Annotated in this window: 19 protein-coding genes and 1 pseudogene; 6 read left to right on the top strand and 14 right to left on the bottom strand. The window is 68.9% G+C overall.

The annotated features are described in order from the left end of the window. Nucleotides 1–287, top strand: a pseudogene (locus tag BM252_RS31200) (IS4 family transposase); the annotation flags it as partial. 99 nt (nt 288–386) lie between these two features. Here BM252_RS31200 and BM252_RS23785 read toward each other — a convergent pair. The 14 genes from BM252_RS23785 to BM252_RS23725 form a co-directional block, all read right to left on the bottom strand. Continuing rightward, nucleotides 387–1,322, bottom strand: coding sequence for a DUF2145 domain-containing protein (locus BM252_RS23785; protein ID WP_425442363.1), 936 nt, complete (start codon nt 1,320–1,322; stop codon nt 387–389). 86 nt (nt 1,323–1,408) lie between these two features. Beyond that, on the bottom strand, nt 1,409–1,867 hold the full coding sequence (locus BM252_RS23780) for a hypothetical protein (RefSeq protein ID WP_093390152.1): 459 nt from the start codon (nt 1,865–1,867) through the stop codon (nt 1,409–1,411). A gap of 167 nt (nt 1,868–2,034) precedes the next feature. Next, entirely contained in the window at nt 2,035–3,405 is a 1,371-nt protein-coding gene (locus BM252_RS23775; RefSeq protein ID WP_093390151.1) for a hypothetical protein, read from the bottom strand. Beyond that, on the bottom strand, nt 3,402–4,121 hold the full coding sequence (locus BM252_RS23770; RefSeq protein ID WP_174900655.1) for an outer membrane lipoprotein-sorting protein: 720 nt from the start codon (nt 4,119–4,121) through the stop codon (nt 3,402–3,404). The genes BM252_RS23775 and BM252_RS23770 overlap by 4 nt, the downstream gene beginning before the upstream one ends. A 95-nt stretch (nt 4,122–4,216) precedes the next feature. Further along, the gene (locus BM252_RS23765; RefSeq protein WP_093390149.1) at nt 4,217–5,446 is read right to left on the bottom strand and encodes an ABC transporter permease; all 1,230 of its coding nucleotides are present in this window, start codon (nt 5,444–5,446) and stop codon (nt 4,217–4,219) included. Then, nucleotides 5,443–6,165, bottom strand: coding sequence for an ABC transporter ATP-binding protein (locus tag BM252_RS23760; protein ID WP_093390148.1), 723 nt, complete (start codon nt 6,163–6,165; stop codon nt 5,443–5,445). The genes BM252_RS23765 and BM252_RS23760 overlap by 4 nt, the downstream gene beginning before the upstream one ends. 36 nt (nt 6,166–6,201) lie before the next feature. Continuing rightward, the gene (locus BM252_RS23755; RefSeq protein ID WP_174900654.1) at nt 6,202–6,699 is read right to left on the bottom strand and encodes a DUF2141 domain-containing protein; all 498 of its coding nucleotides are present in this window, start codon (nt 6,697–6,699) and stop codon (nt 6,202–6,204) included. Between the two features lie 32 nt (nt 6,700–6,731). Continuing rightward, nucleotides 6,732–7,850, bottom strand: coding sequence for an ABC transporter permease (locus tag BM252_RS23750; RefSeq protein WP_174900653.1), 1,119 nt, complete (start codon nt 7,848–7,850; stop codon nt 6,732–6,734). Next, on the bottom strand, nt 7,847–10,378 hold the full coding sequence (locus BM252_RS23745; protein WP_093390145.1) for an ABC transporter ATP-binding protein: 2,532 nt from the start codon (nt 10,376–10,378) through the stop codon (nt 7,847–7,849). The genes BM252_RS23750 and BM252_RS23745 overlap by 4 nt, the downstream gene beginning before the upstream one ends. Beyond that, nucleotides 10,375–11,211 (bottom strand): SagB family peptide dehydrogenase, encoded by an 837-nt coding sequence (locus BM252_RS23740; RefSeq protein WP_174900652.1) that lies wholly within the window; start codon nt 11,209–11,211, stop codon nt 10,375–10,377. Before BM252_RS23740 ends, BM252_RS23745 begins: the two co-directional genes overlap by 4 nt. A gap of 27 nt (nt 11,212–11,238) precedes the next feature. Continuing rightward, entirely contained in the window at nt 11,239–12,585 is a 1,347-nt protein-coding gene (locus tag BM252_RS23735; protein ID WP_174900651.1) for a YcaO-like family protein, read from the bottom strand. A 13-nt stretch (nt 12,586–12,598) separates the two neighbouring features. Further along, complete coding sequence (locus tag BM252_RS23730) at nt 12,599–13,579, bottom strand: TOMM precursor leader peptide-binding protein (RefSeq protein ID WP_093390142.1); 981 nt, start codon at nt 13,577–13,579, stop codon at nt 12,599–12,601. A 168-nt stretch (nt 13,580–13,747) separates the two neighbouring features. Next, entirely contained in the window at nt 13,748–13,885 is a 138-nt protein-coding gene (locus tag BM252_RS31195) for a hypothetical protein (protein WP_174900650.1), read from the bottom strand. A 196-nt stretch (nt 13,886–14,081) separates the two neighbouring features. Beyond that, entirely contained in the window at nt 14,082–14,978 is an 897-nt protein-coding gene (locus BM252_RS23725) for a class I SAM-dependent methyltransferase (protein ID WP_093390141.1), read from the bottom strand. Between the two features lie 596 nt (nt 14,979–15,574). On the opposite strand from BM252_RS23725, the gene BM252_RS23720 reads away from it, so the two are divergent. From BM252_RS23720 to BM252_RS23700, 5 genes are all read left to right on the top strand, one after another. After that, nucleotides 15,575–16,741, top strand: a complete 1,167-nt coding sequence (locus BM252_RS23720; RefSeq protein WP_245774412.1) for an ABC transporter substrate-binding protein — start codon at nt 15,575–15,577, stop codon at nt 16,739–16,741. Nucleotides 16,742–16,869: 128 nt separating this feature from the next. Continuing rightward, entirely contained in the window at nt 16,870–18,069 is a 1,200-nt protein-coding gene (locus BM252_RS23715) for an ABC transporter substrate binding protein (protein ID WP_245774411.1), read from the top strand. Nucleotides 18,070–18,110: 41 nt separating this feature from the next. Then, nucleotides 18,111–22,640 (top strand): EAL domain-containing protein, encoded by a 4,530-nt coding sequence (locus BM252_RS23710; protein ID WP_093390140.1) that lies wholly within the window; start codon nt 18,111–18,113, stop codon nt 22,638–22,640. Between the two features lie 388 nt (nt 22,641–23,028). Beyond that, nucleotides 23,029–24,924, top strand: coding sequence for a thiamine pyrophosphate-binding protein (locus BM252_RS23705; RefSeq protein WP_245774410.1), 1,896 nt, complete (start codon nt 23,029–23,031; stop codon nt 24,922–24,924). Next, on the top strand, nt 24,924–25,868 hold the full coding sequence (locus BM252_RS23700) for an SDR family oxidoreductase (protein ID WP_093390139.1): 945 nt from the start codon (nt 24,924–24,926) through the stop codon (nt 25,866–25,868). Before BM252_RS23705 ends, BM252_RS23700 begins: the two co-directional genes overlap by 1 nt. Nucleotides 25,869–25,870 lie beyond the last annotated feature (2 nt).

Here is a 25,870-nt window from a genome sequence, read left to right as displayed (position 1 = left end):
GGGGCGCGTGCATCGCCTACAACCTGGTGCGCCTTGAAATGGCCAACGTCGCCGCCGACGCTCAATGCAACCCCACCGACATCAGCTTCGTCCGTGCATTTCACATCATTCAATACGAACTAACATGGGCCGCCGCGACTCGCGCCTATGGCAAGCTGCCTTCCCTACTACAAAGAATGCGGCAAAGGCTAGTCACAGAACTGACTGTCAAACGACCCGGCCGTCATTTTGACCGGGGCGTCAAATCAAAGGCACAGCGCTACCCATACAAGAAGTCAAAAGCTTAAGTCAACGGCATTAGGGTCAGACCCTAGGGTCTGACCCTAGATTTCCGCCGTTGGGTCTCCTGAACTCAGCTGCATCGCTGCCAAACGCAGGACGCAGAATCAATCGCGCAGCGACACCACGCGGTCGCCCTCGCCCGGCTTGCAGCCCTCGGCGACGGGCGTCCAGCCCCGGTGGACGACGATCTGCTGCTCGTCGTGGCACAGCTCGACGCGCTCGCTGGCCGGATAGCGCGCCCGCACGAAGGTCTCGATGGTCGACGGCAGGCTCACTTGCAGCCGCATCGCGTTGCGGTCGTCGTCCGGATGGTCGTCCAAATGCAGCAGCGGCACGAAGTGCGTGGCCAGCATCAGCAAGCGCGAACCGACATCGACCGGCTCCGGCATATAGCGCTCCGCGCGCAACCAACGCTGGGCGCGTTCGCGCAAATCGTCGCCGTCCGCCAGCTCGCCCCAGCCGGCGGCCAACATCTCCATGATCCATTGATTGCAATTTTGGTAGCGCAGGCTGAAGGCGTAGGCGTTGGCGCTGTACTGCGCGGCGAGGAGATGCTGCACGCGCGGCATGTCGAGCAAGGCCGGCCGCAGCGACTGTATCGCCTGTGCCGGCAAGCGCACGATGGACAAATACCCCATCGCCGGATCGTCCGTGCCCATGGCGAAGCCGGCCAGGCCCTGGTCGAAGATCCTCGGCCGGCTTTCGTCGCAGGCGTAATACAGCTGCCGCGCCGACCAGACGCCGCTGTCGGCGCGCCAGGCCAGCGCGGCATGCGAATAGCGGATGCCGAAGCGCGACAAGTCCAATCCCGAACGGCTGACCAGGGCGACGTCCGCGTCGCCGCCGGCCAGTTCCTCGCGCAGCACGGCGGCGAAGCGCAGCAAACGGTCCTGCTCGGACGCGGTGAGCGGCTGCGAACGGTCACAAAAGCGCGAGGCGCCGGACGAACCGGACGCGCCGGACAAGCCGCCGGCGTGTGCCGCGCCGGCCGCCCCTAGCACCAGACAAGCCAACCCGGCCGCCCTGGCCACTCCGGCCAAGCCGGTGAAGCCGGCGAAGCCGGTGAAGCCGGTGAAGCTGGGCAATCTGGTCACCGCCAGCGCGCGGGATCGCGCGCGGGCTGACTTCAAAGGCTGACCGGGCGCGAGGCCAGCTCGCCGTACCACTCGTCGGCCAGCACCAGATAGAACGGCTGGCGCGTGTCGCCACGGCCGAACTCGACGCCATACACCCGGTTACGCGCGTACATCACATCGCCGGCCGCGAGGCGCTGCTGGTCGAAGGTCTCGCGCGGCAGGTCCAGCACGACGCGCTGTTGCGGATCGTCGGCCTGCATCGTCACGCGGGTACGGTCGGCGCGCTCGGGCGTGGCGGCGATCTGGATGATGCGGTATTCGCCGTCGGCGACCTTGCGCTTGTCGTCGCGCGAGCTGTTGCTGGAGCCGCCGAGCGAATCGGACACGCTGCCGCTCGACGCCGAACCGGCGCTGGAGGCCGACGAGGCGAAGCTTTCGGCATTGACGTTCAAGCAGGCGGCCAGCGCGCCGGCCGCGCAGATCAGGCGCAATGAGAGGGAGATGGACATTGGGCGTTCCCGTGTGAGCAAAATGGGCAGTATAAGTTCTTTCTCGTTTTCGCTGCGCCAATAGTTCGCCCCGCAGCCCCGGGGTCAGTGCCGACATTCGGACATTCACGCGGTGAATGTCCGAATGTCGGCACTGACCCCGCCTGTTTGTTGCTGAGCTGGCGGCGCTAGAACTGCCGGCGCAGGCGCAGCGCCAGGCTGCTGCCGAGCGGCGACAGGGTGCGCTCGGAGTCGGCGGCGCCGGCTTGGTGCAGTGCCGAAATCATCAGGGTGGTGCGCGTGTCCAGGCGATAGTCGGCCGTGCCGTGCCACACGCGGCTGCGGTCGTCCTGGCCGAGGTAGACGCCGCCGCCCAGCTCCCAGTCGCCGGCCGTCTGCGCCAGCGACACGCTCAAGTAGCGCCGCCGCGCGCCCTGGCTGACCAACAGCTGCGCCAGTTGCGCTTGGAGCCCGGCGATGGCAGGCGTTGGCAAGGCCGATTCGCGATTCGTCGCCACCAAGGCGAGCAGGCGGCCGAACTGGGCGTCGGACAGGCCGCGACCATCGTAGGCGTACTCCAACTGCAGCTTGGGCAGGTCCGGCAAGGTCCACACCAAGCCGACGGTGGCGCGGTGGTAGCGGTGGCCGTCGTTGGCGCGCAGCGGGCCGTAGGCGCCCTGCCCGCCAGCGCCGCCGCTGCTTCCGCTGCTTCCGCTTGTTCCGTTTGTGCCGTCCGCATCCGACGCGCCGCCGGCGTTCGCATGCAAGCTAACGTTGGCGGCAACACCAAGCTTTCCATCGGGAGCCGTCAAACCGGCGACAATCGGCCGCTGGCTGCCGCGCGCGCTGTAAGCCGAGCCGTACCAGGACAGTGTGTCGCCCACCGCGCCGCTCAAGGCGGCGCCGATGCCGTTGGACTCGCCGCTGGCGCGGCGCAGGACGATGCTGGCGCTCAGTTGCGGGAACTCGTAGCCGAACTTGAGCAGCGACTGCTCGACGCCACGGTTGTAGCCGTCGGCGTGGCGCCGCGCGTCGCGGCTGTACAGCGCGGCCACGCTGGCGCTGGCGCCGGTCCAGCTGAGCACCGCCATCGGCAGGCCCTCGGACTGGCCGAGCGAGTCGAGCGGGTCGCTCAAGTCGCTACGCTTCTGGAAGAATCCCAGCGGCTGGTTGACGTAGGACGGATCAAGCGCGTACAGGCGCTTGCCCAGCGAGAGCGTGACCGCGTCGTTCAGTTGGAACACCCGGTTCAACTCCTGCAGTGTGAACGCGGAGCGCTGCCGTTCGCCCGCCACGTCGCTGTGCGCCGTCTCCACGCGGGCGCGCCAGCTGAACTGCTGGTAGCGCCCTTCCAACAGCCCGACCAGCTCGGTCTTGTGCCCGGCCAGGTCGAGGAAGTTGGCCTCGTTGAGCGGCGTGGCGTTGAGCACGGCGCGTTCTCGGCCGAGCAGTGCGAAGCCGCCGACCCAGTCGGCGTCGGCGTTGCCGCCGGCCGCGTCCTCGGCGCGGGCGCCGCCGCACAGCAGCAGGCAGGCCAGCAGCAGCGGCTTGAGCCTCATTGTTCCAGGCTGCGCGGGTTGAAGGTGCTGGCCGGGAAATCGACCGCGCGGATCTTCTCGAACACGACGCGGGTCTCGTCGGCGGTCTGCTGCGGGTCGGAGTAATGGGTGGTCGGCGGCAGGCCGCCGCTGGCCGCGTCGAACACGGCCAGCTTCAGCAGCTTGCCGCTGGCGACGTACAACATGGCCTTCAACGGCACGTACTGGCCGCGCTGGCGCCCCACCAGCAGCGTGATGCGGGTGTAGGTGGCGGCCTCGTTCTTGCTACTCAGCGCCAGCGCCACGCAGCTGTCCGCCGGGCAGCCCGGTTGCGCCGTCTCGGCCAGCGCCACCTCGTAGTCGTTCTCGAAGCTGATGCGCGCCAGGTCGCCGATCGAGGCCTTGCCGCGCAGCGTTTGCAGCGGCGTCAGGCGGATCGCCCGCCGCGTGCGCGGCGCGTAGAAGAAGATGCCGCTGTCGGTGGTCAAAAACTTCTGCCCGCGCTGCTCCACGCTGGTGGCCTCGACCAGCGCCTGGTTGTGGTTGGCACCGCGCACGATGTAGGTGCCGGCCTCCTGCTCCACCCCGCCCTGCACCGGGACGATGCGCACCGAGGCCTCGAAGCTGTTCAGCGGCAGGCGGTAGCGGTCCACCTGGCGCAAGATCTCCTGCGGCGACGGCGCGGCGGCCGTGGCGCAGAACGGCGCGGAGAGCAGCGCGGCCAACAAGGTAGCCAACAATCGGGCGGACAACGGGGTTGGCGACGGCGCCAACAACGCGGCGGCACCGCCGGCGGCCCTGCGCTGGGGGGACAAAAATGGCATCGGCTGGCTCACTGTATCGAAAGGGATTGCATGATCGGCATGCGGGCGATGCGGCGGCTGACCGTCCATGCGGCCAGCATCGCCACCAGCGGCAAGGCGCACACCACGGCGGCGCCGTACTCCGGCACCCACAGCAGTTGCAGCAGCACGCCGACGTTGCGGCCCGGCGGCGGCGCCAGCTCGATGCGCGCGGCGTTGATCGCCAGCGTCGCCGCGAAGGCCAGCGCGGCGCCGGCCAGCGCGCCCAGCGCGCCTTGCAGCATGCCCTCGAAGACGAACAGGCGGCGCACCGTGGCGTGGCCTATGCCCATCGCGCGCATGGTGCCGATCTCGCGCGCCCGCTCGTAGATGGTGGTCAGCGTCATCGCCGCCACGCCGAGGAAGACGATCATGCCGATCACCACGCCGAACACCACGAACTGGTTGCGGAACAGCGCCAGCACCTGCGAATACAAGGGCGCCAGCTGCTGCCAGGTCTTCAATTCAATGTCGGCGCCGAGGCGCTGGCGCAGCCGCGCCGAGACGGCGTCGGCCTGCTCGCTGGCCTGGTACAGCAGCGCCACGCTGGAGATGCGCTCGCTGCGCAGCAGCTCCTGCGCCGTCTCCAGCGGCAGCTGCAACAGATACAAGTCGCTCTGCGGCACGCCGGTGGCGACCAGTCCGACGATCTCCAAATCCATCGCGTTGACGCTGCCGCTGGCCGTCGTCGTCATCAGTGTGATCGACTGGCCGGGCCGCACGCCCAGCCGATGCGCCATCTCCCGTCCGATCAAGACCTGGTAGCGCCCCTCCGGCGTGGCGTTCAAGGGGCGGCCCTCGGCCAGCGATTGGAAGGCGCCGAAGGCCTGCCGCTCGCGGTCGGGCATAACGCCGCTGCCTTCGAAATTGAGTGTGCGCGGGCCGTTCGACACCAGGCCGCTGAACTGCAGGCGCGGCACCACGCGGCGCACCTGCGGCTCCTGCGCCAACGCGGCCTCGAGCCGGCCCATGGCGGCGCGGTCCAGGCCGAACTGCAACTGCTGCTCGGCGTAGCCGTCGAACTGCCCGGGCGCGGCCAGCTGGGCGTGGCCCAAACCGCTGCGGATGGTGCTCTCGCGCAGGCCGTCCAGCGAGGCGGCGATATAGCAGACGAACAGCAGCAGCGCCAGCGTGCCGACGGCGATGGTCCCGCCCAGCAGCAGCGAGCGGCGGCCGTTGCGCCGCACGTTGCGCAGAGCCAGAAACAGCCACTGCCTCATGCCGTCCGCCCATGACCGGCTACTGCTGCGGCTGCGGCTGCGACTGGGCCGGCGACTTGGCGGCCGTCCTCCAGGTGGATCACGCGCTGCGCCATGTCCATCACGCGCTGGTCGTGGGTGGCGATGATGAAGGTGGTCTTGGTTTGCTGGTTCAGCTTGGCGATCAGCTCGAGCAGCTGCTGCGCCGTCTTGCTGTCCAGGTTGCCGGTCGGCTCGTCGGCGATCACCAGGCTGGGGCGGTTGACCAGCGCGCGGGCGATGGCCACGCGCTGCTGCTGGCCGCCGGACAGCTCGGCCGGCGCGTGGCCGAGCCGCTGCGCCATGCCGACCTGCTCGAGCATCGCGCTGGCGCGCTCGCGCGCCTCGCGCGCGGGCAGGCCCTGCGGCGCCAGCGCCAGCTCAACGTTCTCCAGCGCCGTCAAGGCGCCGATCAGGTTGAACTGCTGGAAGACGAAGCCCAGCTTGCGGTTGCGGTACTGGTCCAGCGCCGCGTCGGCGATCTGGTCGAGCCGCTCGCCGTCGACGCGAATGTAGCCGCTGTCCGGCTGGTCGAAACGCGCCAGCATGCCCAGCAAGGTGCTCTTGCCGCTGCCGGACGGCCCGGCGATGGCCGTCACGCTGGGCTGGTCGATGCGGAACGAGACCGCGTCCAGCGCCACGATGCGCTCGGCACCGCGCTGGAAATGCTTACTCACCGCCTCGACTTCTAGTATCGCCATGCTTGCTGTGCTTTCGATGTGTCGTCGTGCGGCTAACTAGTAGGCCAGCTCGATGCTGATCGGGTCCACGCCCGGTTTGATGTCGATGGCCGCCTCCTCGAAGCTCGGCGGGCCGAAATGTCCCTTGGCGTTGCGTGAAAAGCCGTAGCCCTCCAGCGGCATGCCGTTGGCCGATTTGTCGAACGCGCCATTGCCGTTCTCGTCGTGGAACAGCATCACGGCGTAGCGGCCCGGCTTGATTTTCTCGAAGTGGAAGGTCAACTTCGCCGCGCCCTTCTGCGTCAGCATGTAAGGGCACACCTTGAGGAAGCTCGCCTCGTCGCACACCGCCGCCATCACCTGCCCCTTGGCGTTGGCCGCACCGCTCACCTCGACCGTCAGCTTGGCTTGGCCGCCGGCGCGGGGAAACGGCACCGGCGCGAACGCCCGGTGACCGAAAATCGCCGCCAGCGTGCTGGCCAACACCACCAATGCCACCAATATAAACACCACCTTCAACCGTCGCCGGCCGCTTTGTTCAACGTACTCCGTCATGTCTTGCTGTCTCCTGGGTTTTGTTTTTTGTTTTACTGCGAACGCGGCATCCATGTGAAGCGCCGCACCGCCAGCAGCAGGCACAGCGCCAACATCGCGCCGAGCACCAGCACGCTGTAGGCGTCGCTGCGCCAATCCATGCCGACGGTGAGCGCGCGGCGGATACTGGCCATCATCGCGTTCAATGGCAGGCAGTCGGCCGCCTCGCGCAGCGCCTTGGGCAGGCCGCCCAGCGGGATCATGAGATTACCCGAAAACAGCAGCGGAAAATAGAGCAGATTGCACAGCATGGTGGCGGCGGCCACGCTATTGGTCAGCGCGGCGATCAGCAGGCCGAGCGCCAGGAAGGCGGCCGAACCCAGCGCCAGCATGCCGACCGCCAGCGCGATGGCACCGGGACCGGCGCTGATGCGCACGCCGTAGATGGCCCAGGCGGCGAAGAACATCGCCAGGCTGGCCAGCAGCACAATCAGCAGGCGCGACAAGCACCAGGCCGCGACGACGACGCCGGTCGGCATCGGGAACAGCTGGTACATGCGGAACATGCCGCCCTCGCGCGCCGCCACCAGCGGGCCGGCGAAGCCCATCAAACTGGTCGACAGGATCACCAAGCCGGCCAGGCCGGTGACCAGGAACAGGCGGTAGTCCAGGCTGGCCGCCGGGGCGGCGGCCGGTGGCGGCAGCGCCACGCGCGGCGCGCCCTGCAGGCCGCTCAGGTTGTAGGCGTCGCTATAGCCGCGCAACATGCCGTAGGCGGCGTCGTAGGCCGCGCCGCCGTTGTCGCTTTTCCCGGCGCCGTTGCGCAGATCCATCTGCGTGCTGCGGCCGGCGTCCACGTTCGCCGCGAAGCCGGCCGGGATGGTCAGCACGAAGTCGGCCTCGGCCACCTGCTCGGGCGCCAGCACGTTGAAGGCGACGCTGCGCTGTTGGCGTAGGCCGGCCTGCAAGTGGCGCTGGTAGTCCTGGCTGATGGCGCTGTGGTCCTGGTCGACCATCGCCAGCGAGACGGGGCCGAGCTTGACGTCGTGGCCGAACAAGGCCATCTGCATGACCAGCATCAGCAGCGGGAAGGCGAAGGTCCAGAACAGAGCCAGGCGGCCGCGCAGGAACATCGCCAGGTCGGCTTGTACGAGATGCAGCAGTGTCTTCATCGTGGCGCGGCCTTGGGCAAATTCGTGGGGGTGTCGTGCGCAGCGTGAGCGATATGGGCCAGGAAGTCCTCCACCGACACCGGCTCCAGGCTGAAGGCGGCGATGCGCTGCTGTTCGATGAAGTGGCGGAAGGTCTGGTCGAAGCCGGCACCGCCGTAGAGTTCCCAGCCGTCGTCGCACTGGCGCGGCGGCTTGACCAGGCCGGGCAAGGCCAGCATGGCCTGGCGCGCCGGCTCGTCCAAGGTTTGCCGCAGGCGGCCCTTGAAGGCGCCAACCTGGCCGGCCATCAGCTCGGCCAGTGAGCCGTCGGCGATGATCTTGCCGCCGTCGAGGCAGACGATGCGGTCCATGCCGAGCAGGTCGGCCGGCACGTGGGAGATCACCAGCAGTGTGGTGGGCAGTTGGGTCAGCAGCTCGCGCAGGGCGCGGGCGAACCATTCGTCCAGGCCCAGCGAGGGCTCGTCCAGCAGCGCCAATTCGGGCACGTGGGCCAGCGCCAGCCACAGCATCACGCGCTGTTTTTGGCCGCGCGACAGCTGCGACCAGAAACGTTCGCGCAGCTCTTCGAGGCCAAGCGCGCGCGTCACGGCCGGGTCGGTGCGGTGGTAGATGGTCCGGTGCAGCGCCATCATCTCGCTGATGCGGGTCAGGCCAGGCAGGTCGGAGCCTTGCAGCAGGCCGCCGATGCGCTGGCGCGTGGCGGCGCTGCGCGGGTCGCCGACCAGCAGCGCGACGCTGCCCTTGTCCGGGCGGCGCAGGCCGAGCAGGGTTTCGATCAACATCGACTTGCCGCTGCCGTTGCGGCCGACCAGCGCCACCCGCTCGCCGCTGCGCAGCGTCAGGTCGCCCGGCCGCAGCGTGAAGGCGGCGGACAGGCGCAGCTCCAGGCCGGTCGTTTGCAGCATCACCGGCGCGTCGCTCGCCACGGCGGCGCGGGCCGGCGCCGATATGGTTGCCGATGTGGCTCCGGATATGGCTCCAGGTATGCCATCCGATGTGGCTGCAGATGTAGCTGCCGACGTGGCTCCGGGAATGGCCCCAGGTATGGCTGCCAACATGGCTCCGGGTATGGCCGCCGATGCGGAAGCCAACGCCGTCGGCGCCACGTCGAGCGGCGGGCCGGCGTCGACGCCGTACTCCAGCAGCACGTTGCGGGCGTGCTCGTGGTACAGCGGATTCTGCATCGCCTGGCGCAGCTTGGTCACGCCCAGGTCGCGGTCGCCGCCGTATTTCTCCGGCGCGTTGAGCAGCAAGGAGGCGTGCTGCACCAGCAAATCGGGGTCGTTGGGGATCAGCTGGGCGGCCTTGTCGAAGGCCTGGATGGCCTGCTGGCCGGCCGTCGCCACCTTGATGACGTTGGGCCGCGCCAGCAAAATCGCCAGGATCGCGCGGGTGCCGCGCCACAGCCACAGGCGGCCGGCTGGCAGACACTCGCCGGCCTTGAGCAGCATGTCGAGGTGGGCCACCTGGGCGGCCGGCGGCGCGCTGTGGAAGTTCACCTGCAACAGCGCGCGGTTCAGTTGGGCGCCGATCAGGCTGTCGAGCAGCGCCGGCTCGGTGAAGACGGCGTCCGCCTCCAGCGCGGCGATGCTGGCGTCCAAGTCGGCCGGGTTCTTGTTGATCCAGGCGGTGAAGACGGCGTCGCGCGCTTGTTCGATCAATGTGGCCTGCGCCGCGTCCGGTCCGCTGCCTGCCGACGCGGCCGGCAACGCCTGGCCGCTGGCTTGCTCGACCAGCCGGGCGATCTGCGCCTCCGAGCCGGCCCGCGCCACAGCGGCGAACAAGCCCACGATGCGCTTCGCCCCGCCCTGCGCGTGTATCGTTTCCAGCAAATCGACGCCGGCGCGGCAGGCGGCCAAATAGACGGCCAGGTCGCTGTCGACGCTTTCGCCGAACATACTGTCCGAGGCGCGGCTGAGCAGCGTGCGCAGCGGCGGCAGCAGGGCCGGATTGGCCGCCGGCAGCGCGGCCCCGCCGAAGCGGTTGGCGAACAACTGCGCCAGGCCCTCGTCGAGCAGGCGCACGCCGCAGGTCAGGAAGCAATGGGCGACCTCGTGGAACTGCACGGCGCGCAGATCGTCCGGGTAGCCGGGCGACAGCGTCGACAGGTGCAGCACCGCCAGGCCGGGGAAGCTCTCCAGCGTCCAATGCAGGTCGCGGTTCTCGGCGCGGCATTGGACGATGACGCAAGGCGCCGGCAGGCCGAGGAACTGCTGGCACTGGGCAATGGCCTCTTCAAAATGGCGCTGCAATGCGGCCGGTAGCGGATCGCCGCCCAGCACGAACAGCGCGCCGCTCCGCTGGAACGGCAGCTTGCCGGCCACCATATCGAGCAGCAGCGGGTAGCCGGGGAAGCGGCCCCGCAGGCCGAACAACTGGTCCAACGCCAACAAAGCCTCGTCGCGACGGCCGGCGACGGCCAGGTTCAGCACATCGAAAGCCGCCTGGCGCAGCCGCAGCGCGACCGGTGTCTCCCCGTCCGCCGAGCCGCACGGCGTGGCCATCGCGTTGAAGGCGCTGTCGTTCATGCGGCGGCGGCTCCGCTAGTCGCGTCGCGGCCCAGCAGCATCACCGACACCACCGTCTCGGTGACGCCGTCGATGTCCAGCAAGGCCGCCAGCTCGTCGTCGTAGTAGGCGCCGTAGACCAGCGAGCCCAGTCCCAGCCCCTGCGCCGTCAGACACAGGTTCTGCGAGGCGTGGCCGGTCTCCAGCAGCGCCATGCGGTAGCCGCGCGCGCCGTACTTGGCGGTGGCGCGCTGCGGCACGCTGGTCATCACGCAGACCAGCGGCGCCTTGAGGCTAGATTCGCCGCCCTTCACCTCGGCCGTGCCGAAGGCGTTGCCGTCCTGCGGCTTGAGCAGGCGCAGGCAGTGGTTGCGCGCGTCGTAGTGGGCGATGCAGGGCTCCACGCCCTCTATCTGGTTGAGGAAAAAGTAGAACTCGGTCGGATACAGCCCGCCCGGCGACGGGTAGGCGCGGAACGCCAGCTTGACGTGCGGCGCCGCGTCGCTGCTCTTGACGCGGTTGACCCGCAGCGCGTGGTGCAGCAGGCTGGACAACTCCTGCAACGTCATCGCGCCGGCGAAGCCGCGCGCGCTGCTGCGGCCGGCCATGACCTCGGCCAGGCCGCCCATGCCCAACGTCGGCTCGGGCAGCTCGATGCGCGGGCAGGACGGAAACACGTTGTAGCCGGCCGCGCCGCGCGCGATGTAGGCCGGGTGGCGCAGATAGCGCACGATGTTCTTCACCTGGCCCGACAGCGTGGCGCGATGGAACTTGGTCTGCTCGTGCAGGATCTCGACCGGGTCGTCGATATCGAAATCGCCGGCCATCGCCTGCGGCGGCAGGAGCTCTTGCAAACTATTCTTCATTGGCTCTTATCCACTTCAAGGGAACGGATGGGGATCGGTGTTCAATGGCGGCACGCCGTCCAGGCCCCAGAACGCGGCGATTTTGCGCAGCCGGCGCTCGTCGCGGCTGAACATGCCGTCGCCGAACAACAGCGGGTGCAGGCCGGGAATCAGCGCCCGCACCACGCAAAAGCCCAGGCTGCCGATGTCCGCCGAGGTGACGTCGACCGCCAGCGCGCGGTGGCCCAGCGCCTTCAAACGCGCCAGCAGATCGTCCAGCGTGGCCAACTGGCGCAGGGCCGGGTCGGCGCTGGAGACAGTCTGCCCGTTCTGGAACAGGAAGTCCATCGCCCCCTGGCGCGACTGCTCGAGGAAGTAGGCGAAATGGTCGCCCGGATTGCGGATCGCCGCCCGCTCGGGCAGCGGAGTGCCGGCGCCGAGGATGGAACTGCCCCAGCAATAGCCGTGCAAGGCCTCGATCACCGCCTTGTTGACGGCCTGCTCCACGCCCAGCTGGGCGCTGGCGCCGAGCGACATGGTGCCGTCGTTCTTGCTGCGCGCCAGGCACAGCACCACCGGCATGCCGATGTCGGTGGTGATGTCCCACAGCCGCACCTCCAGCGAGGGGTGGCGCAGCGCGCGCTGCACGCCGGGCAGCAGCTTGGCCCAGCTCTCCTCGCTCACCTCCAGCGCGCGCGGCGCATAGCGCATCTGCCACATGGCGGCGAAGGCGTCGCGCTCGACCACCTCGGCCAGGCCGCTGAGGATGGCGCGCGGCTCGTCCATGCCGCAAGCCAGGCCGGTGGACGAGGACTGGAACACGATCTCGCGCTTGTCCTTGACCTGCATGCCCAGATAAACCATCTGCGCCGGCACATAGGCCTCGCGCTCGGCGTCGTGCAAATCGGCGGCGGCGGCCCAGGCGCGCGTGGCGCCGCGGTCCGGCGCGGCGTATTCAAAACCCTCGGCGGCGTACTGCTCCGGCGAGAACAGGACGAACTGCTCGGCGCCGACGGCGGCCTCGCCCAACTCGTCCTGGCTGGCGTAGTGCAGCTGGTCGTCGAAGTGGACGGCGGCCGAGTAGCGTTCGATGGCCTCGCCGAAGGCCGCCCACAGCGCCGACGTGCGGTCGAAGGCGGCGCCGGAGCCGGCCAGGCTGGCGCGGTCGCTGGTCGGGTTGTTCGGCTTGGCGCGCGAGGGGTCGATCATCATCGCCTTGACGTCGACCATCAGCGCGTTGAAGACGAACAGGCCGCGCGCGTCCGGGTGCTCGGTCTCCTCCAGCAGCGTGGTGATGATGCCGTGGCGGCGGTGCACCAGCGCCTGGTGGATCAGCGCCAGGCGCTGGTCCGGGTCGGCGGCGTCCAGGTTCATTTGTTCCATGGTGCGGCCCATCTCAAGCCCGCCGACGCAGCAAGGCCTGCTGGAACACGCTGCCCACCGGGCGCGCGCTGCTGGCGTTGCCGCAGGCGGCGCAACGCGGCAGGCGCAGGATGCGGCTGCGGTGGATCTCGCCGCTCAGGCTGTCGATCTCGCTGAACACGCTGTGCTGCAGGTTCTCCAGCGTGCCGCTGAGGTACTGCAGCGCCACGCGCGAGGCCTCGGCAACGCCGAAGCGCAGCGCCAGTTTGCTCGGAACGGCGTGGTACATGATGGCGTCCGGCAGGCTGCGCACGTCGAACTCGGCGACGAACTTGCGCGTGCCGCGCACCCGGTGGAAGTAGCATTCATAGCAGGCGGTGGCGCGCGGCATCACCAGCGGGCCGCACTGCACGGTGCTCCAGTCGATGCCGACGTACAGGCTGGGCATGCCGGCCTCGACCGCCTTGGCGTTCATGGCGCGGAACAGCGCGTAGTCCTCGTGGTCGGCGCAAACGATCAGCAGCGCGCGCTTGCCGGCAGCGGCAGCGCAAGGCAAAGCGGCATCGGCGCCGACGCGCAGCACGGCGACGTCCAGTTCGGCGAAGGAGGCGGCCAGCGCGTCGGCGCAGGCGCCCTCGCCAGCCAGCGCCACCAGCCAGTTGGCGCGCTCGTAGGCGGCGCCCTGGCCGGGCATGGTCAGGCCCTCCAGTTCGCGCCGGTGGGTCAAGTGTTCGTGGGTGGCGTCGCCGCTGGCACGGCCGTTGTGGCGCACCAGCACCTTGGTGTCGAGCAGGGCCTTGAGGGCGGCGTCGACCGCCTCGGCGGGGAAGCTGTCGGCCATGTGCTCGACCAGCGCGTCGCGGCTGACGCCGTCGCGGGCCAGCGCCAGGATGCCCTTGAGCATGCCGACCTTGTCCTCCACCGTGAAGCGGCGGCCGACCACGGACAAGGCGATCTTGTCGGCGCCGATGGTGGTGATTTCCGCCAGCGGCGATACATAGAGACAGTCATTCATAGCGATACCTATCATTCAAAACCCTGGAATGCGGGCGCGCCGGCCGAAACCGGGCGCCCGCCGGCGCGTGCCGATCGGCGCGCACTTGACGCACAAGTGCGCGCAAGCTCGATCAGCCGCGGCAACGCATGGGCGCCGGCCGGGGCCGCCGCTCAGCGCAGCCATCCATTAGCAGCAGCAGGAGCAGGAGCAGGTGCAGCAGGAAACGCTGACATCGGCCAGAGCGCCGTTCATGTCGTCTTGCAGGTATTCCGATTCGGTCGAATCGGTGATGAGGATGAAGCTGGTGTCGATTTGGATTTCCATTTTCTCTTTTTCCTTGTTATCTCAGAGTGGGTGAACGGCGAAACCTTTACTCGAATTACACATATGCAAGCATGTTTTTCTTATAAGGAGTGCCAGGATCGAGAGTAACACGGATTGCGTTGCTGCACGGAAAGACTTGTCGTAAAAATATCATAGTAGAGCCACCACTCTAAAATATTTAACAAAATGTCTAATTTTATACATTTGCCAGCATCAGACGCGTGCCGCCGCCGACGCTGTGCGCCGCCGGGTAGCGCGCCAGCAGCTCGGCGGCACCCGAATCGGCCAGGGCGCTGAATCCCAGCCCGTGCAGGCGGCGCGCCAGCTCGGCCGGATCGAAGAAGCTTTTCCACGGTTCGCCCTCGGCGGCGTACTTGCGGGCGATGTGCTGCATGCCCATGCGCGCCATCGGCTCGAGCAGCTCGGGCGCCACGCCGTAGTCGAACACGATGCCGCTGCCGGCCGGCAGCGCGGCCACCTGGGCCAGCGTGGCGAAGATGGCTTGGTCGCTCAAGTACAAGGTCACGCCCAGCCAGGAGAAGAACACCGGCTGGTCGAGCCGGCAGCCGGCGCCGGCCAGCGCCGCGCCCAGCGTATCGCGCTCGAAGTCGAGCGGCACCAGGTTCAGCGTGGCCGGCATGGCGATGCCGGCGGCGTCCAGCAGGCCGCGCTTCCACACCTGGGTGGCCGGATGGTCGACCTCGAACACGCGCAGATCGGCCACGCCGTTGCGGTAGGCCGAGGTGTCCAGGCCGGCACCGAGCACCACATACTGCCGCACGCCGCGCGCCACCGCCCGCGCCAGCTCGTCCTCGGCGACCCGGCTGCGCAGCGCCATCGCCATGCGCAGCACGCGGCCCAGGCCGGCGTCGAAGCGGGCCGGCTCGTCGCGCACCTGGGCCGCCAGCGCAGGGCCGATGATGGCAAGGGCCAGCGGGTCGGCGAACACGCTGGCGCCGTCGAGCAGTTGGTGGGCGGCGCGCAGCATGGCCACCGCCAGCGCGCTGCGGCTGGGCCGGCCGGCATCGAGCAGGCCGGCGTCCGGCGCGGCGGCCACGGAATCGGGAATCGGGTTGCTGCTGTCGCTAGTCATCTTGCCAACCTATCAATATTGAATTGCGGATGATTCTATAGCGGAACATGTGACATCCGAGAAAATCTTATCCACACGCCATCACTTGCGGCGCGGCAACAACAGATATTCGTTTTCTGAATCTCTATGATCACAATTAAAAATTGGAAAAAGATAGTGCGATGCGGCATCATTGACCTGTCTCCTCTATCTCCTCCAAGGAATAGATTTAGCCCGCTCCCGCAGCGGGCTTTTTTTTTGCCCCGCACACCGATATGCCTCGGGGTCTGACCCCGCATGGGGTCAGACCCCTTGGTTTGCGGGCTAAGCTCGGCGTCCAGGCGATCCGAGAAGAACCTTTTTTGCCCGCCGCCGAGCCCGCCCCGCCCCCTCCATGTTGCGCCGCACACCGGGCAAATGTGACTTTTATGACAAGCCAGATCAAGCGCACTGCAAAAAATGTAACTTTTTTGCCCCACAATCGCGCCCGCAGAGATACACTTGCCCGTATGACATATTCTGCCGCTGTGGCAGTGGCCGCTGCATGCGCGATACCCGCGCCTGCGCGCCGCTGCAACGTTGAACAACACCGTGAGTCTTAACTATTGCCGTTCGACTTGGCCATTTTATTTCTTAGACATCTGTTTAGCGCGCCCCCGCAGCGCCGGCGCGGCGCGACGCGCCTGCCGCTGCGCCCGCTGCCGGGCGCCTGGCCGGTGACGCAACTGGGCCTGCTGCTGCTGGCCGCGCTGTTGGGCACCGCCGCGCCGGCCGGCGCCAACGCCAACCCGGACGCGGGCCCCGCCGCCAGCACCGCCACCTTCGCCGCCGCCCCGGCGCGGACGGGCGAGCCGGCGCCACGGCCGCGCCACGCCGATGCGCTGCAACTGGCCCAGTCCGGCGACGCCGCGCGCCGCCCGGCCGGCGAGGCGGTCGCCGTGCTGTTCCCCGACATCGGCGAACCCTACCGCAAAGTCTTCACCGAGATCATCGACGGCATCGAGGACGGCGGCAAGCTGCGCGTGCGCAGCTACCCGGTGGCCAGCAACGCCGACCTGGCCGAACTGCAGGCCACCTTGAAGCGCAACGGCAGCCGCGTCGTCATCGCCCTCGGCCGCCAGGGCGTCAAGGCGGCCAGCGGGCTCGAGCCGGCGCTCGGCGTGGTGGTCGGCGGCGTCAGCTCGGTGCCGGACGCCGACAAGCTGAACGGCATCAGCCTGTCGCCCGATCCGGCCCTGCTGTTCGCCCGCCTGAAGAGTTTGCTGCCGGCGGTGCGCCGCGTCATCGTCGTCTACAACCCGCAGAACAGCGAGGCGCTGATGCGCCAGGCGCGCGAGGCGGCGCGCGGCCTCGGCCTGGAGTTGAACGCGCTGGAGGCCGGCGACCTGGCCGGCGCCGCGCGCCGCTACGAGGCCGCCTTCGCCGCCGCCGACGGCCGCCACGACGCGCTCTGGCTGCCGCCCGACCCCACCACCGTCGACGAGGCCACCATCCTGCCCATCGTGCTGAAGGAATCGTGGAACCGCAACGTGCCGATCTTTTCCAGCAGCATCCTGCACGTCAAGAAGGGCGCGCTGTTCGCCCTCTACCCGAACAACTACGAACTGGGCCGCGAACTGGCCGGCCTGGCCGCCGCCCTGCTGCAGGGCGAGCCGGCGCGGCGCGGCGTCAGCCCGCTGCGCGCGGTGCGCATCGCCTTCAATTGGCGCACCGCCAGCCACATCGGCTTGAATATTGACGCAGGACAACAACGGACCTTCGATTTCCTCTTCCCGGAACCCTGATACCGGGGCACGGATGGGGAAAATTCTTTCTTAATAGTAAATAGAGAGCATATACTACTGGCCAGATGCTCTTGCCCCGGCATACCAGCGGTTGACGACGATCGCGCGGGGCCGCAATGGACGGTTTAATGATCAAAAAGAAAATATTCAACGCTGGCCAAAACCTCGCCAGCGGCGCTCTGATGTGCATGTTGGCCCTGGCCGCCACGCTCGCCATGGCGCCGGCGCGCGCGCAACAGCCAACCCAGCCACAGCCGCGGACGGCGCCATCGGCCGCGCCCGGCCGCCCGGCCGCCGCCTCCATCGTCGACCTGCCCGGCGCCGCGCCGCGCAACGCGGTCGGCGCCCTGCTCGACCGCATCGAGTCCGGCACCGTGAGCGCGCCGCAGTGGGCCGAGGTGCGCCCCGTCACGCTGGCCCAGCTGGAGGACCAGCTGCGCCGGCCCGAGTTGCAAGCCTCGATCGGCAAGGGCAGCATCGCCGTGCTGTATCCGAACGTGGACGAACCCTTCCGCAGCGCCTTCGTCAGCATGATCCAGGGCATCGAGGAGCGCACCAAGCTGCGCGTGCGCAGCTACCCGGTCGACCCGAAGGTGGACACCGCCGAACTCAACACCACCCTGAAACACAACGGCACCCGTGTCGTCATCGCGCTGGGCCGCCAGGGCCTCAACGCCACGGCCGGCCTGGACCGCGAGATTTCCGTGCTGGTCGGCGGCGTGCTGCTGCTGTCGGAGAGCGAGAACGTGGCCGGCATCAGCATGACGCCCGACCCGGCGCTGCTGTTCGCCCGCCTGCGCGCCCTGCTGCCCGAGCTGCGCCGCGTGATCGTCGTCTACAACCCGCAAAAGAGCGAATGGCTGATGAAGCTGGCGCGCGACGCCGCCCGCGCCCAGGGCCTGGAGCTGTCGAGCCACGTGGCCGGCGACCTGGCCCGCGCCGCCCAGCTGTATCCGCAGTTGATCAACGCCGCCGACCCGCGCCGCGACGCCGTCTGGCTGCCGCACGACACCACCACCGTCGAGGAGAGCACCATCCTGCCGCTGGTGCTGCGCGAGTCGTGGAACAGCGGCGTGCCCCTGTTCTCGAGCAACGTGCTGCACGTGAAAAAGGGCGCCCTGTTCGCCATGGTGCCCAACAACGTCGAGCTGGGCCGCACCCTGGCCAGCTCGGCCATGGGGATGATCGCCGGCGACGCCAAGCGGCGCAGCCTGGTGCCGCTGCGCGAGCTGCAGACCGCCATCAACGTGCGCACCGCCAACCACATGGGGCTCAACCTGGGCTACCAACAGCAGCGCGCCTTCGACTTCGTCTATCCGCAGCCATGACGCGCTAGCCGTTCCACCTTTGACTCCCGAGCACGGTAAATATGTTTCATAACTATCTACGCCGCACCGGTTTCCGGCGCCAACTCACCGTCATCGTCTCCGCCGCCATTCTCGGGCTGGCGCTGTTCTCCTCCTTCATGAACGCCTGGGAGGCGCGCGCCCGCATGCGCGACTACTTCCTCGAGCAGGGCCAGCGCATCGCCGACAACCTGGCGCGCCAGTCCACCCTGGCGCTGCTGTTCCACTCGGCCGAGAACGCCCGCGACGTGGTCACCACCACCCTCGCCTTCCCCGACGTGGAAGGCCTGCGCATCATCGACAACCGCCAGCGCGTGCTGCTGGTGCGCACCGAGCCGGAAACCCGCCTGACCACCGCGCCGGCCGGCAAGGCCAACCCGGCCCGCGCCAGCCTGGTCGGCGAGAGCGACGACGCCTGGCTGTTCGGCGCCCCGGTCTACGGCGGCCAAGCCGAGGCCTCGCCGTTCGAGGTGCAGGACCACCAGCCGCAGCTGCTCGGCTACGTCCAGGTCCAGGTCAGCAAGAACACCCTGCAACGGCTGACCCTGTCGTTGTTGCTGGGCAACCTGGCGATCACCCTGTCGTTCGCCGTCATCCTGCTCGGCCTGGTCAGCCTGCTGACGCGCCACATGATCAACCCGCTCAACGCCCTCTCGACCCTGATGCGGCGCGCCCAGGCCGGCGAGTCCGGCATGCGCGCCGCGCCGGACGGCCCGCGCGACCTGATCGAAATGGGCTCGGCCTTCAACCAGATGATGAACGTGCTCGAGCAGCGCGAGGCCGAGTTGAAGGACTCGCGCGACGCCGCCGTCAGCATGGCCCTGATGAAGGCGCAGTTCGCCGCCACCGTCAGCCACGAGGTGCGCACCCCGCTCAACGGCGTGGTCGGCATGCTCGACATGTTGAAGGAAATGCACCTCAACCAACGGCAGCAGGAATGCGTCGACGTCGCCTGGAACTCCTCGCGCACGCTGATCGACCTGATCAACAACATCCTCGACTTCTCCAAGATGGACGCCGGCAAGCTGGCGCTCGAGGAGGTCGACTTCGACCTGCGCAAGCTGCTCGAGGAGGTCATCGAACTGGTGGCCCGGCCGGCCCAGCAAAAAGGCGTCGAGCTGGCCTACCTGCTGGCGCCCGGCGTGCCCGAGCGGATCAACGGCGACTCGCTGCGGCTGCGCCAGATCCTCATCAACCTGCTCGGCAACGCCGTCAAGTTCACCGAACGGGGCGAGGTGGTGGTGCGCATCGCGCTGGCCGAGGCCGGCGCCGGCGCGCCCTTCGGCCTCTCCTTCGAAGTGCGCGACAGCGGCATCGGCATGAGCCAGGAGGCGCAGCAGCACCTGTTCGAATCCTACGTCCAGCCCGACCCGTCGACCACCCGCCGCTTCGGCGGCACCGGCCTCGGCCTGGCCATCTGCAAACAACTGGTCGGCCTGCTCGGCGGCGCCATCTCGGTGGCCAGCGCGCCCGGCGCCGGCACCACCTTCGTCTTCTCGATCCGCTGCCGGCCGGCCGTCCAGCAGCCGGTCGCCACGCCCGACGCCACCCTGGCCGGGCGCCGCGTCTTGGCCGTCGACGGCAACGCCGTGGTGCGCGAGTTCCTCGACGGCGTGCTCACGCGCGCCGGCGTAAACGGCTTCGTCACCGGCTCCGGCCTGGCCGCCCTCGACGAGCTGAAGACCGCCGCCGCCGCCGGCCAGCCCTACGCCGTCGTGGTGCTCGACCTGCACGCCACCGACGAACACGGCGCCGCCCTGGGCCGCCGCATCGAGGCCGCCGGCCTGGTGCCGCAGCTGCTGGTGCTCGACCGCCACGGCCCGGCCGCCGGCGGCGCCCTGCTCAGCGGCCACGCCACGCTGGGCAAGCCGCTGCGCCAGGAGCGCCTGCTGGCCGCGTTGCGCGAGCTGCTGGCCGGCCGCCACACCGCCGAGGCGCCGCGCCTGGCGCCGCCGCCCGGCGCGGCGGGACGCCAGTTCCGCGTGCTGGTGGCCGAGGACAACCGCACCAACCAGATGGTCGCCGCCGGCATGCTGGCGATGAACGGCTGCGTCTGCGAATTCGCCTCCAACGGCCGCGAGGCCGTCGAGGCGGCGCAGCGCGACCGCTTCGACCTGATCCTGATGGATTGCAGCATGCCGGAGATGGACGGCTACGAGGCCACCGCCCACATCCGCGTCGCCGAGGAGGCGCTGGGCCGGCGCACCCCGCTGGTGGCGATGACCGCCAACACCCAGCGCGGCGACGCCGAGAAATGCATGGCCGCCGGCATGGACGACTACCTGGCCAAGCCGATCACCCTGGTCGAGCTGCGCCACAAGCTGGAAAAATGGCTGCCGCACGGCGTGCCGGCGCCGCTGCTCGGCGCCGACGCCAAGAGCGACGCCAAGACGGACAACGATAGCGACGGCGACGGCATAGCCATCCGCGCCGCCGGCCAGCAGGTCGACGCCGCCGAACTGCTCGACGACGACGCGCTGCCGGCCGACGCCGCCGTGGCGGTCGACCGCGCCGTCTTCGACAAGCTGCGCGAAATCCTCGGCGCGGCGCTGCCGCACGCCATCTCGCCCTTCCTCGAGGACACCCCGACCTACCTGAACGAGCTGGAACACGCCGTGCAGGATGGCGACAACGAGGCGGCGCGGGCCCGCGCCCACGCCCTCAAGGGCTCGTCCGGCAACCTCGGCGCCAACGCCCTGGCCGAGCTGGCCGAACAGGCCGAGCAGCTGGCCATCGCCCACCAGGTGGCGCAGATCGCGCCGCTGCTGCCGCGCCTGCGCGCCGCCTACCACGAGGTGGCCGCCTTCCTCACCGGCGAGGTGGCGGCCGACGCCTTCGACACCCAGGGACCGCAGGAGGAGCTGGCCCAGGTGCTGATCGTCGACGACGACCGCAGCACCCGCAGCACCCTGCGCTACATTCTGCAGCGCGACGGCTTCCAGGTCGAAGAGGCGGCCGACGGCGCCCAGGCGCTGGCCATGCTCAAGCGCTTCCAGCCCGACGTGATCCTGATGGACGCGGTGATGCCGGTGATGGACGGCTTCACCGCCTGCGCCCGCATGCAGGAACTGCCCGGCGGCAGCGCCATCCCGGTGCTGATGATCACCGCCCTGCAGGACAACTCCTCGGTCGAACGCGCCTTCGCCGCCGGCGCCAGCGACTACATCCCCAAACCGATCCACTACGCCGTGCTGTCGCAGCGGGTGCGCCGCATCATCGAGGCCAACCGCGCCGAGAAGCGCATCCGCCACCTGGCCTACAACGACCTGCTCACCGGCCTGCCCAACCGCACCCTGTTCTTCGAGCTGCTCGGCCAGTCCATCGAACAGGCCGACGCCACCAAGGGCCAGCTGGCCGTGCTGTTCATGGACCTGGACCGCTTCAAGTACGTCAACGACAACCTCGGCCACGACGTCGGCGACCGCCTGCTGGTGGCGGTGGCGCAGCGCGTGCGGCACAGCGTGCGCAATGTCGACACCGTGGCCCGCCTCGGCGGCGACGAGTTCACCGTGGTGCTGGGCGACCTGGAGGGACCGGCGGCGGCCGCCACGGCGGCGCACAACATCTGCCGCGTGCTGGCCGCGCCGTTCCAGATCGACGGCCACGACATCTTCGTCACCAGCAGCGTCGGCATCGCCATCTACCCGCACGACGGCACCGACGTCGCCACCCTGGTCAAGCACGCCGACAGCGCCATGTACCGCGCCAAGAAGACCAACACCGGCTTCCAGTTCTACGAGGCCTCGATGGAGCAGTCGATCTCCGAGCACGTGCGGCTCGAGAGCGACCTGCGCCGCGCGCTGGAACAGCAGCAGCTGGAGGTCTACTACCAGCCGCAGGCCATGCTGTCGACCGGCCGCATCATCGCCATGGAAGCGCTGGTGCGCTGGCGCCATCCGACCCGCGGCATGGTCTCGCCGGTCGAGTTCATTCCACTGGCCGAGGAGACCGGCTTGATCAACCCGCTCGGCGACTGGGTGCTGCGCACCGCCTGCGCCCAGCTCAAGGAGTGGATCGAACAGGGCCTGCCGCCGCTGAGCGTGGCGGTCAACCTGTCGGTGCGCCAGCTGCTGCAGAAGGACTTCGCCGCCTCGGTCGAGGCGGCGCTGGCCGACACCGGCCTGCCGCCCAACCTGCTCGAGCTGGAGATCACCGAGAGCACCCTGATGGAGAACGCCGAGGACACCTTGAAGGCGCTGCACCGCCTGCGCAACCTCGGCGTGCGGCTGTCGATCGACGACTTCGGCACCGGCTATTCCTCGCTGTCCTACCTGAAGCGCTTCCCGGTCGACATCATCAAGATCGACCGCTCCTTCGTGCGCGACGTGCCGCAGGACGCCGACGACGCCGCCATCGTCACCGCCATCATCGCGCTGGCCCACAGCCTGCGCCTGGAGGTGGTGGCCGAGGGCGTCGAAACCCAGGCCCAGCTGCAGTTCCTGCGCGCCAAGCACTGCGACCTGCTGCAGGGCTACCACCTGAGCCAGGCCGTGCCGGCCGCGCAGTTCGCCGAGCTGGTGCGCTCGCAGGAGGCGGCGCTGCTGCGCGCCTGAGCGCCGCCGCGCCACGCCAAGGCCGGGTCCGCTTCACGCGCACCCGGCTTTTTTTTCGTCAAGGCGCTAGCGGCCCCAAAGCCGCCCACAGGCAAGGAACCAGGGTCAGACCCTAGGGTCTGACCCTGGATTCTGCCGCTGGGTTTTGCCCGCGGTCCAGGCACGACGAGAGCCCGCGAATTGTTATCATTTCGAAACAATAAATGCTGTAAAGATAGAATAATTCCCCCAATTCTATCTAAAAGTAACAACTCTCCTTGTTTTTAGGCTATTATTGCGCCGCAACATAATTTGCCATCACGCAAGTAATGTTTTCGTCTAGATATCGCTTTTGTTTCGGCTCACCGCATCCCCGCCTAGCCGATCAATCAACATTGAGGAGCTTCGCATGTATGACGCCGTCGAATTTGAAGATCAATCCCCCCTGCTGCAACGCAGCGCCGCGCTGTCCAAGCCACTGTCCAACCCGCCGCCGGCCACGCTCGACGGCCAGGTGATGGACATGGACATGGCCGACCTGCTGGTCGCCTACCTGGAGCAGCTCGGCGTCGACTACATCTTCGGCATCCCCGGCGGCGCCATCGAGCCGCTCTACAACGCCATCGCCCGCCACCAGCGCCGTGGCGGCAACCTGAGCCACATCGTCGCCCGCCACGAGGCCGGCGCCGCCTTCATGGCCGACGGCTACGCCCGCGAGACCGGCAAGATCGGCGTTTGCGTCGCCACCTCCGGCCCCGGCGCCACCAACCTGATCACCGCCGTCGCCACCGCCTACGGCAACGACGTGCCGATGCTGGTCATCACCGGCCAGCCGGCCCTGCCCTCGTTCGGCAAACACACGCTGCAGGAATCGACCTGCACCGGCATCGACGTGCTCAGCATGTTCCGCCACTGCACCCGCTACAACTCGCTGGTGTCGCACCCGCAACAGCTCGAGTGGAAGCTGGTCACCGCGCTGCAGCACGCCACCCGCGCGCCGTTCGGCCCGGTCCACCTGAGCGTGCCGGTCGACGTGTTCCGCGCCCCGGCCAAGCCGACCGGCCCGGCCTACGACCTGGCCGCGTTGCTGCGCCCGTCCGCGTTGATCGACGCCGGCGCCGTCGACAAGCTGCTGGCCATGCTGGCGGCATCGCGCAACGTGGTGCTGCTGATCGGCCCCGCCTGCGGCGAGGCGATCGACCTGATCATGCAGTTCGCCACGCTGAAAGGCGCCACCTTCATCGTGCCGCCCGACGGCAAGGGACTGGTCAGCACCCACCATCCGCTGTATCGCGGCGTGTTCGGCTTCGGCGGCCACGCCTCGGCCGAGGCGACGCTGCGCGACGAGTCGGTCGACCTGATCCTGGCCATCGGCAGCACCATGGGCGAATGGAACACGGCCGGCTGGTGCGACAGCCTGCTCAACGAGCGCCTGGTGCACATCGACGAGTGCGAGGAGCACCTGGCCCGCTCGCCGATGGCGCGCATGCATGTGCGCGGCGGCCTGCGGCCGGTGTTCCAGCGTCTGGTGACGCGCATCCTGGAAGTGCAGGAGCAGGCCGACGTGAAGGTCGAGCGGCGCCGCGCCGCCCGCGAGCTGTGCCATAAAGAGTGGGAAGCCGGCAGCCTGCTGGCCGATCCGGCCGCCTTCCACAGCGACGCCGTGCCGCTGGCGCCGCCGCGCCTGATGAACGAGCTGGGCCGGCTGTTCCCGCCGACCACCCGCTTCCTGGCCGACGCCGGCAACAGCGTCGCCTGGGCCACCCACTATCTGCAACCGGAGGACCGCCGCATGGCCAGCGCCGGCCTGCCGCCCGGCGTGCGCAACGAGCGCCGCAGCGCCGGCGGCTGGCTGCGCCTTACCGGCCACTTCGCGCCGATGGGCTGGGCCATCGGCGCCGCCGTCGGCACCGCCGCCGCCAACCCGGCCGCGCCGGTGGTCTGCATCACCGGCGACGGCAGCATGCTGATGAGCGGCCAGGAGCTGTCGACGGCGGTGGCCGAGCAGCTCTGCGTGATCTTCGTCGTGCTCAACGACGCCGCCTATGGCATGGTCAAGCACGGCCAGCGCCTCGGTGGCGGCGAGCAAATCGGCTACGCCCTGCCGCCAACCGACTTCGCCATGCTGTCGCGCGCCCTCGGCGGCCGTGGCCACACCATCCGCTCGGCCGCCGACCTGGCCGCGCTCGACATCAAGGCCATCTGCAACCACCCCGGCCCGACCCTGCTCGACGTGTACATCGACCCGGAGCAGGTGCCGCCCATCGGCAACCGCATGCGCGTGCTGCTGGAGGACGGACAATAATGGCGGCCCACCACGACAAGCCGGCCGACACGCTGGAACAGGCGCCCGACCTCGCGCCAAATCGCGCGCCGATTCGCGCGCCGCGCGCCGCAGCCCGCCAGCTGGACTTTGAGCACGACATCGACCTCGACCTCGCCATCAACGCGGCGGCCGACCTGCGCATCGCGCTCGGCGCCGCCTCCGCCGCCAAGCAGTCCGGCAAGCTGGCCGGCAAGGTGGCCCTGGTCACCGGCGGCAGCAGCGGCATCGGCCTGGCCAGCGCCCTGCTGTTCCAGAACGAGGGCGCGCGCATCGCCATCACCGGCCGCGATCCGGCCGGCCTGGCGATGGCCGGCTCGGTGCTCGACGGCCAAGCCCTGGTGATGCGCAGCGACGCCGGCCAGGTCGACGAGATCGCCGCCGCCATGGCCCAGGTCAAGCAGCGCTACGGCCACCTCGACGTCCTGTTCATCAACGCCGGCATCGCCAGCCCGGCGCCGATCGAACAGGTCACCGAGGCCTCGTTCGACGCCCAACTGGCGGTCAACCTGAAGGGTGTGTTCTTCACCATCCAACAGGCCCTGCCGCTGCTGCGCCCCGGCGCCAGCGTGATCGTCACCACCTCGATCACCAACCAGCTCGGCTCGCCCAACTTCAGCGTCTACGGCGCCGCCAAGGCCGGGCTGCGCTCGCTGGTCAAGTCGCTCGCCCTGGAGCTGATCGGGCGCGGCATCCGCGTCAACGCCATCAGCCCCGGCCCGATCGCCACGCCCATGTTCGACCGCCTCGGCCTGCCCGACGCGCTGGCCACCGCCAAGAAGCAGGCCATCGCCGACAAGTCGCCCAGCCGCCGCTTCGGCAGCGCCGAGGAGGTGGCCAAGGCCGCCCTGTTCCTGGCCAGCGCCGACTCGTCCTACATGGTCGGCGAAGAGATCGTGGTCGACGGCGGCATGAGCCTGTTGTGATG

Source organism: Rugamonas rubra (assembly GCF_900114705.1).
Taxonomy (GTDB): domain Bacteria; phylum Pseudomonadota; class Gammaproteobacteria; order Burkholderiales; family Burkholderiaceae_D; genus Rugamonas; species Rugamonas rubra.
This window is presented reverse-complemented; position numbering and strand designations above follow the sequence as displayed.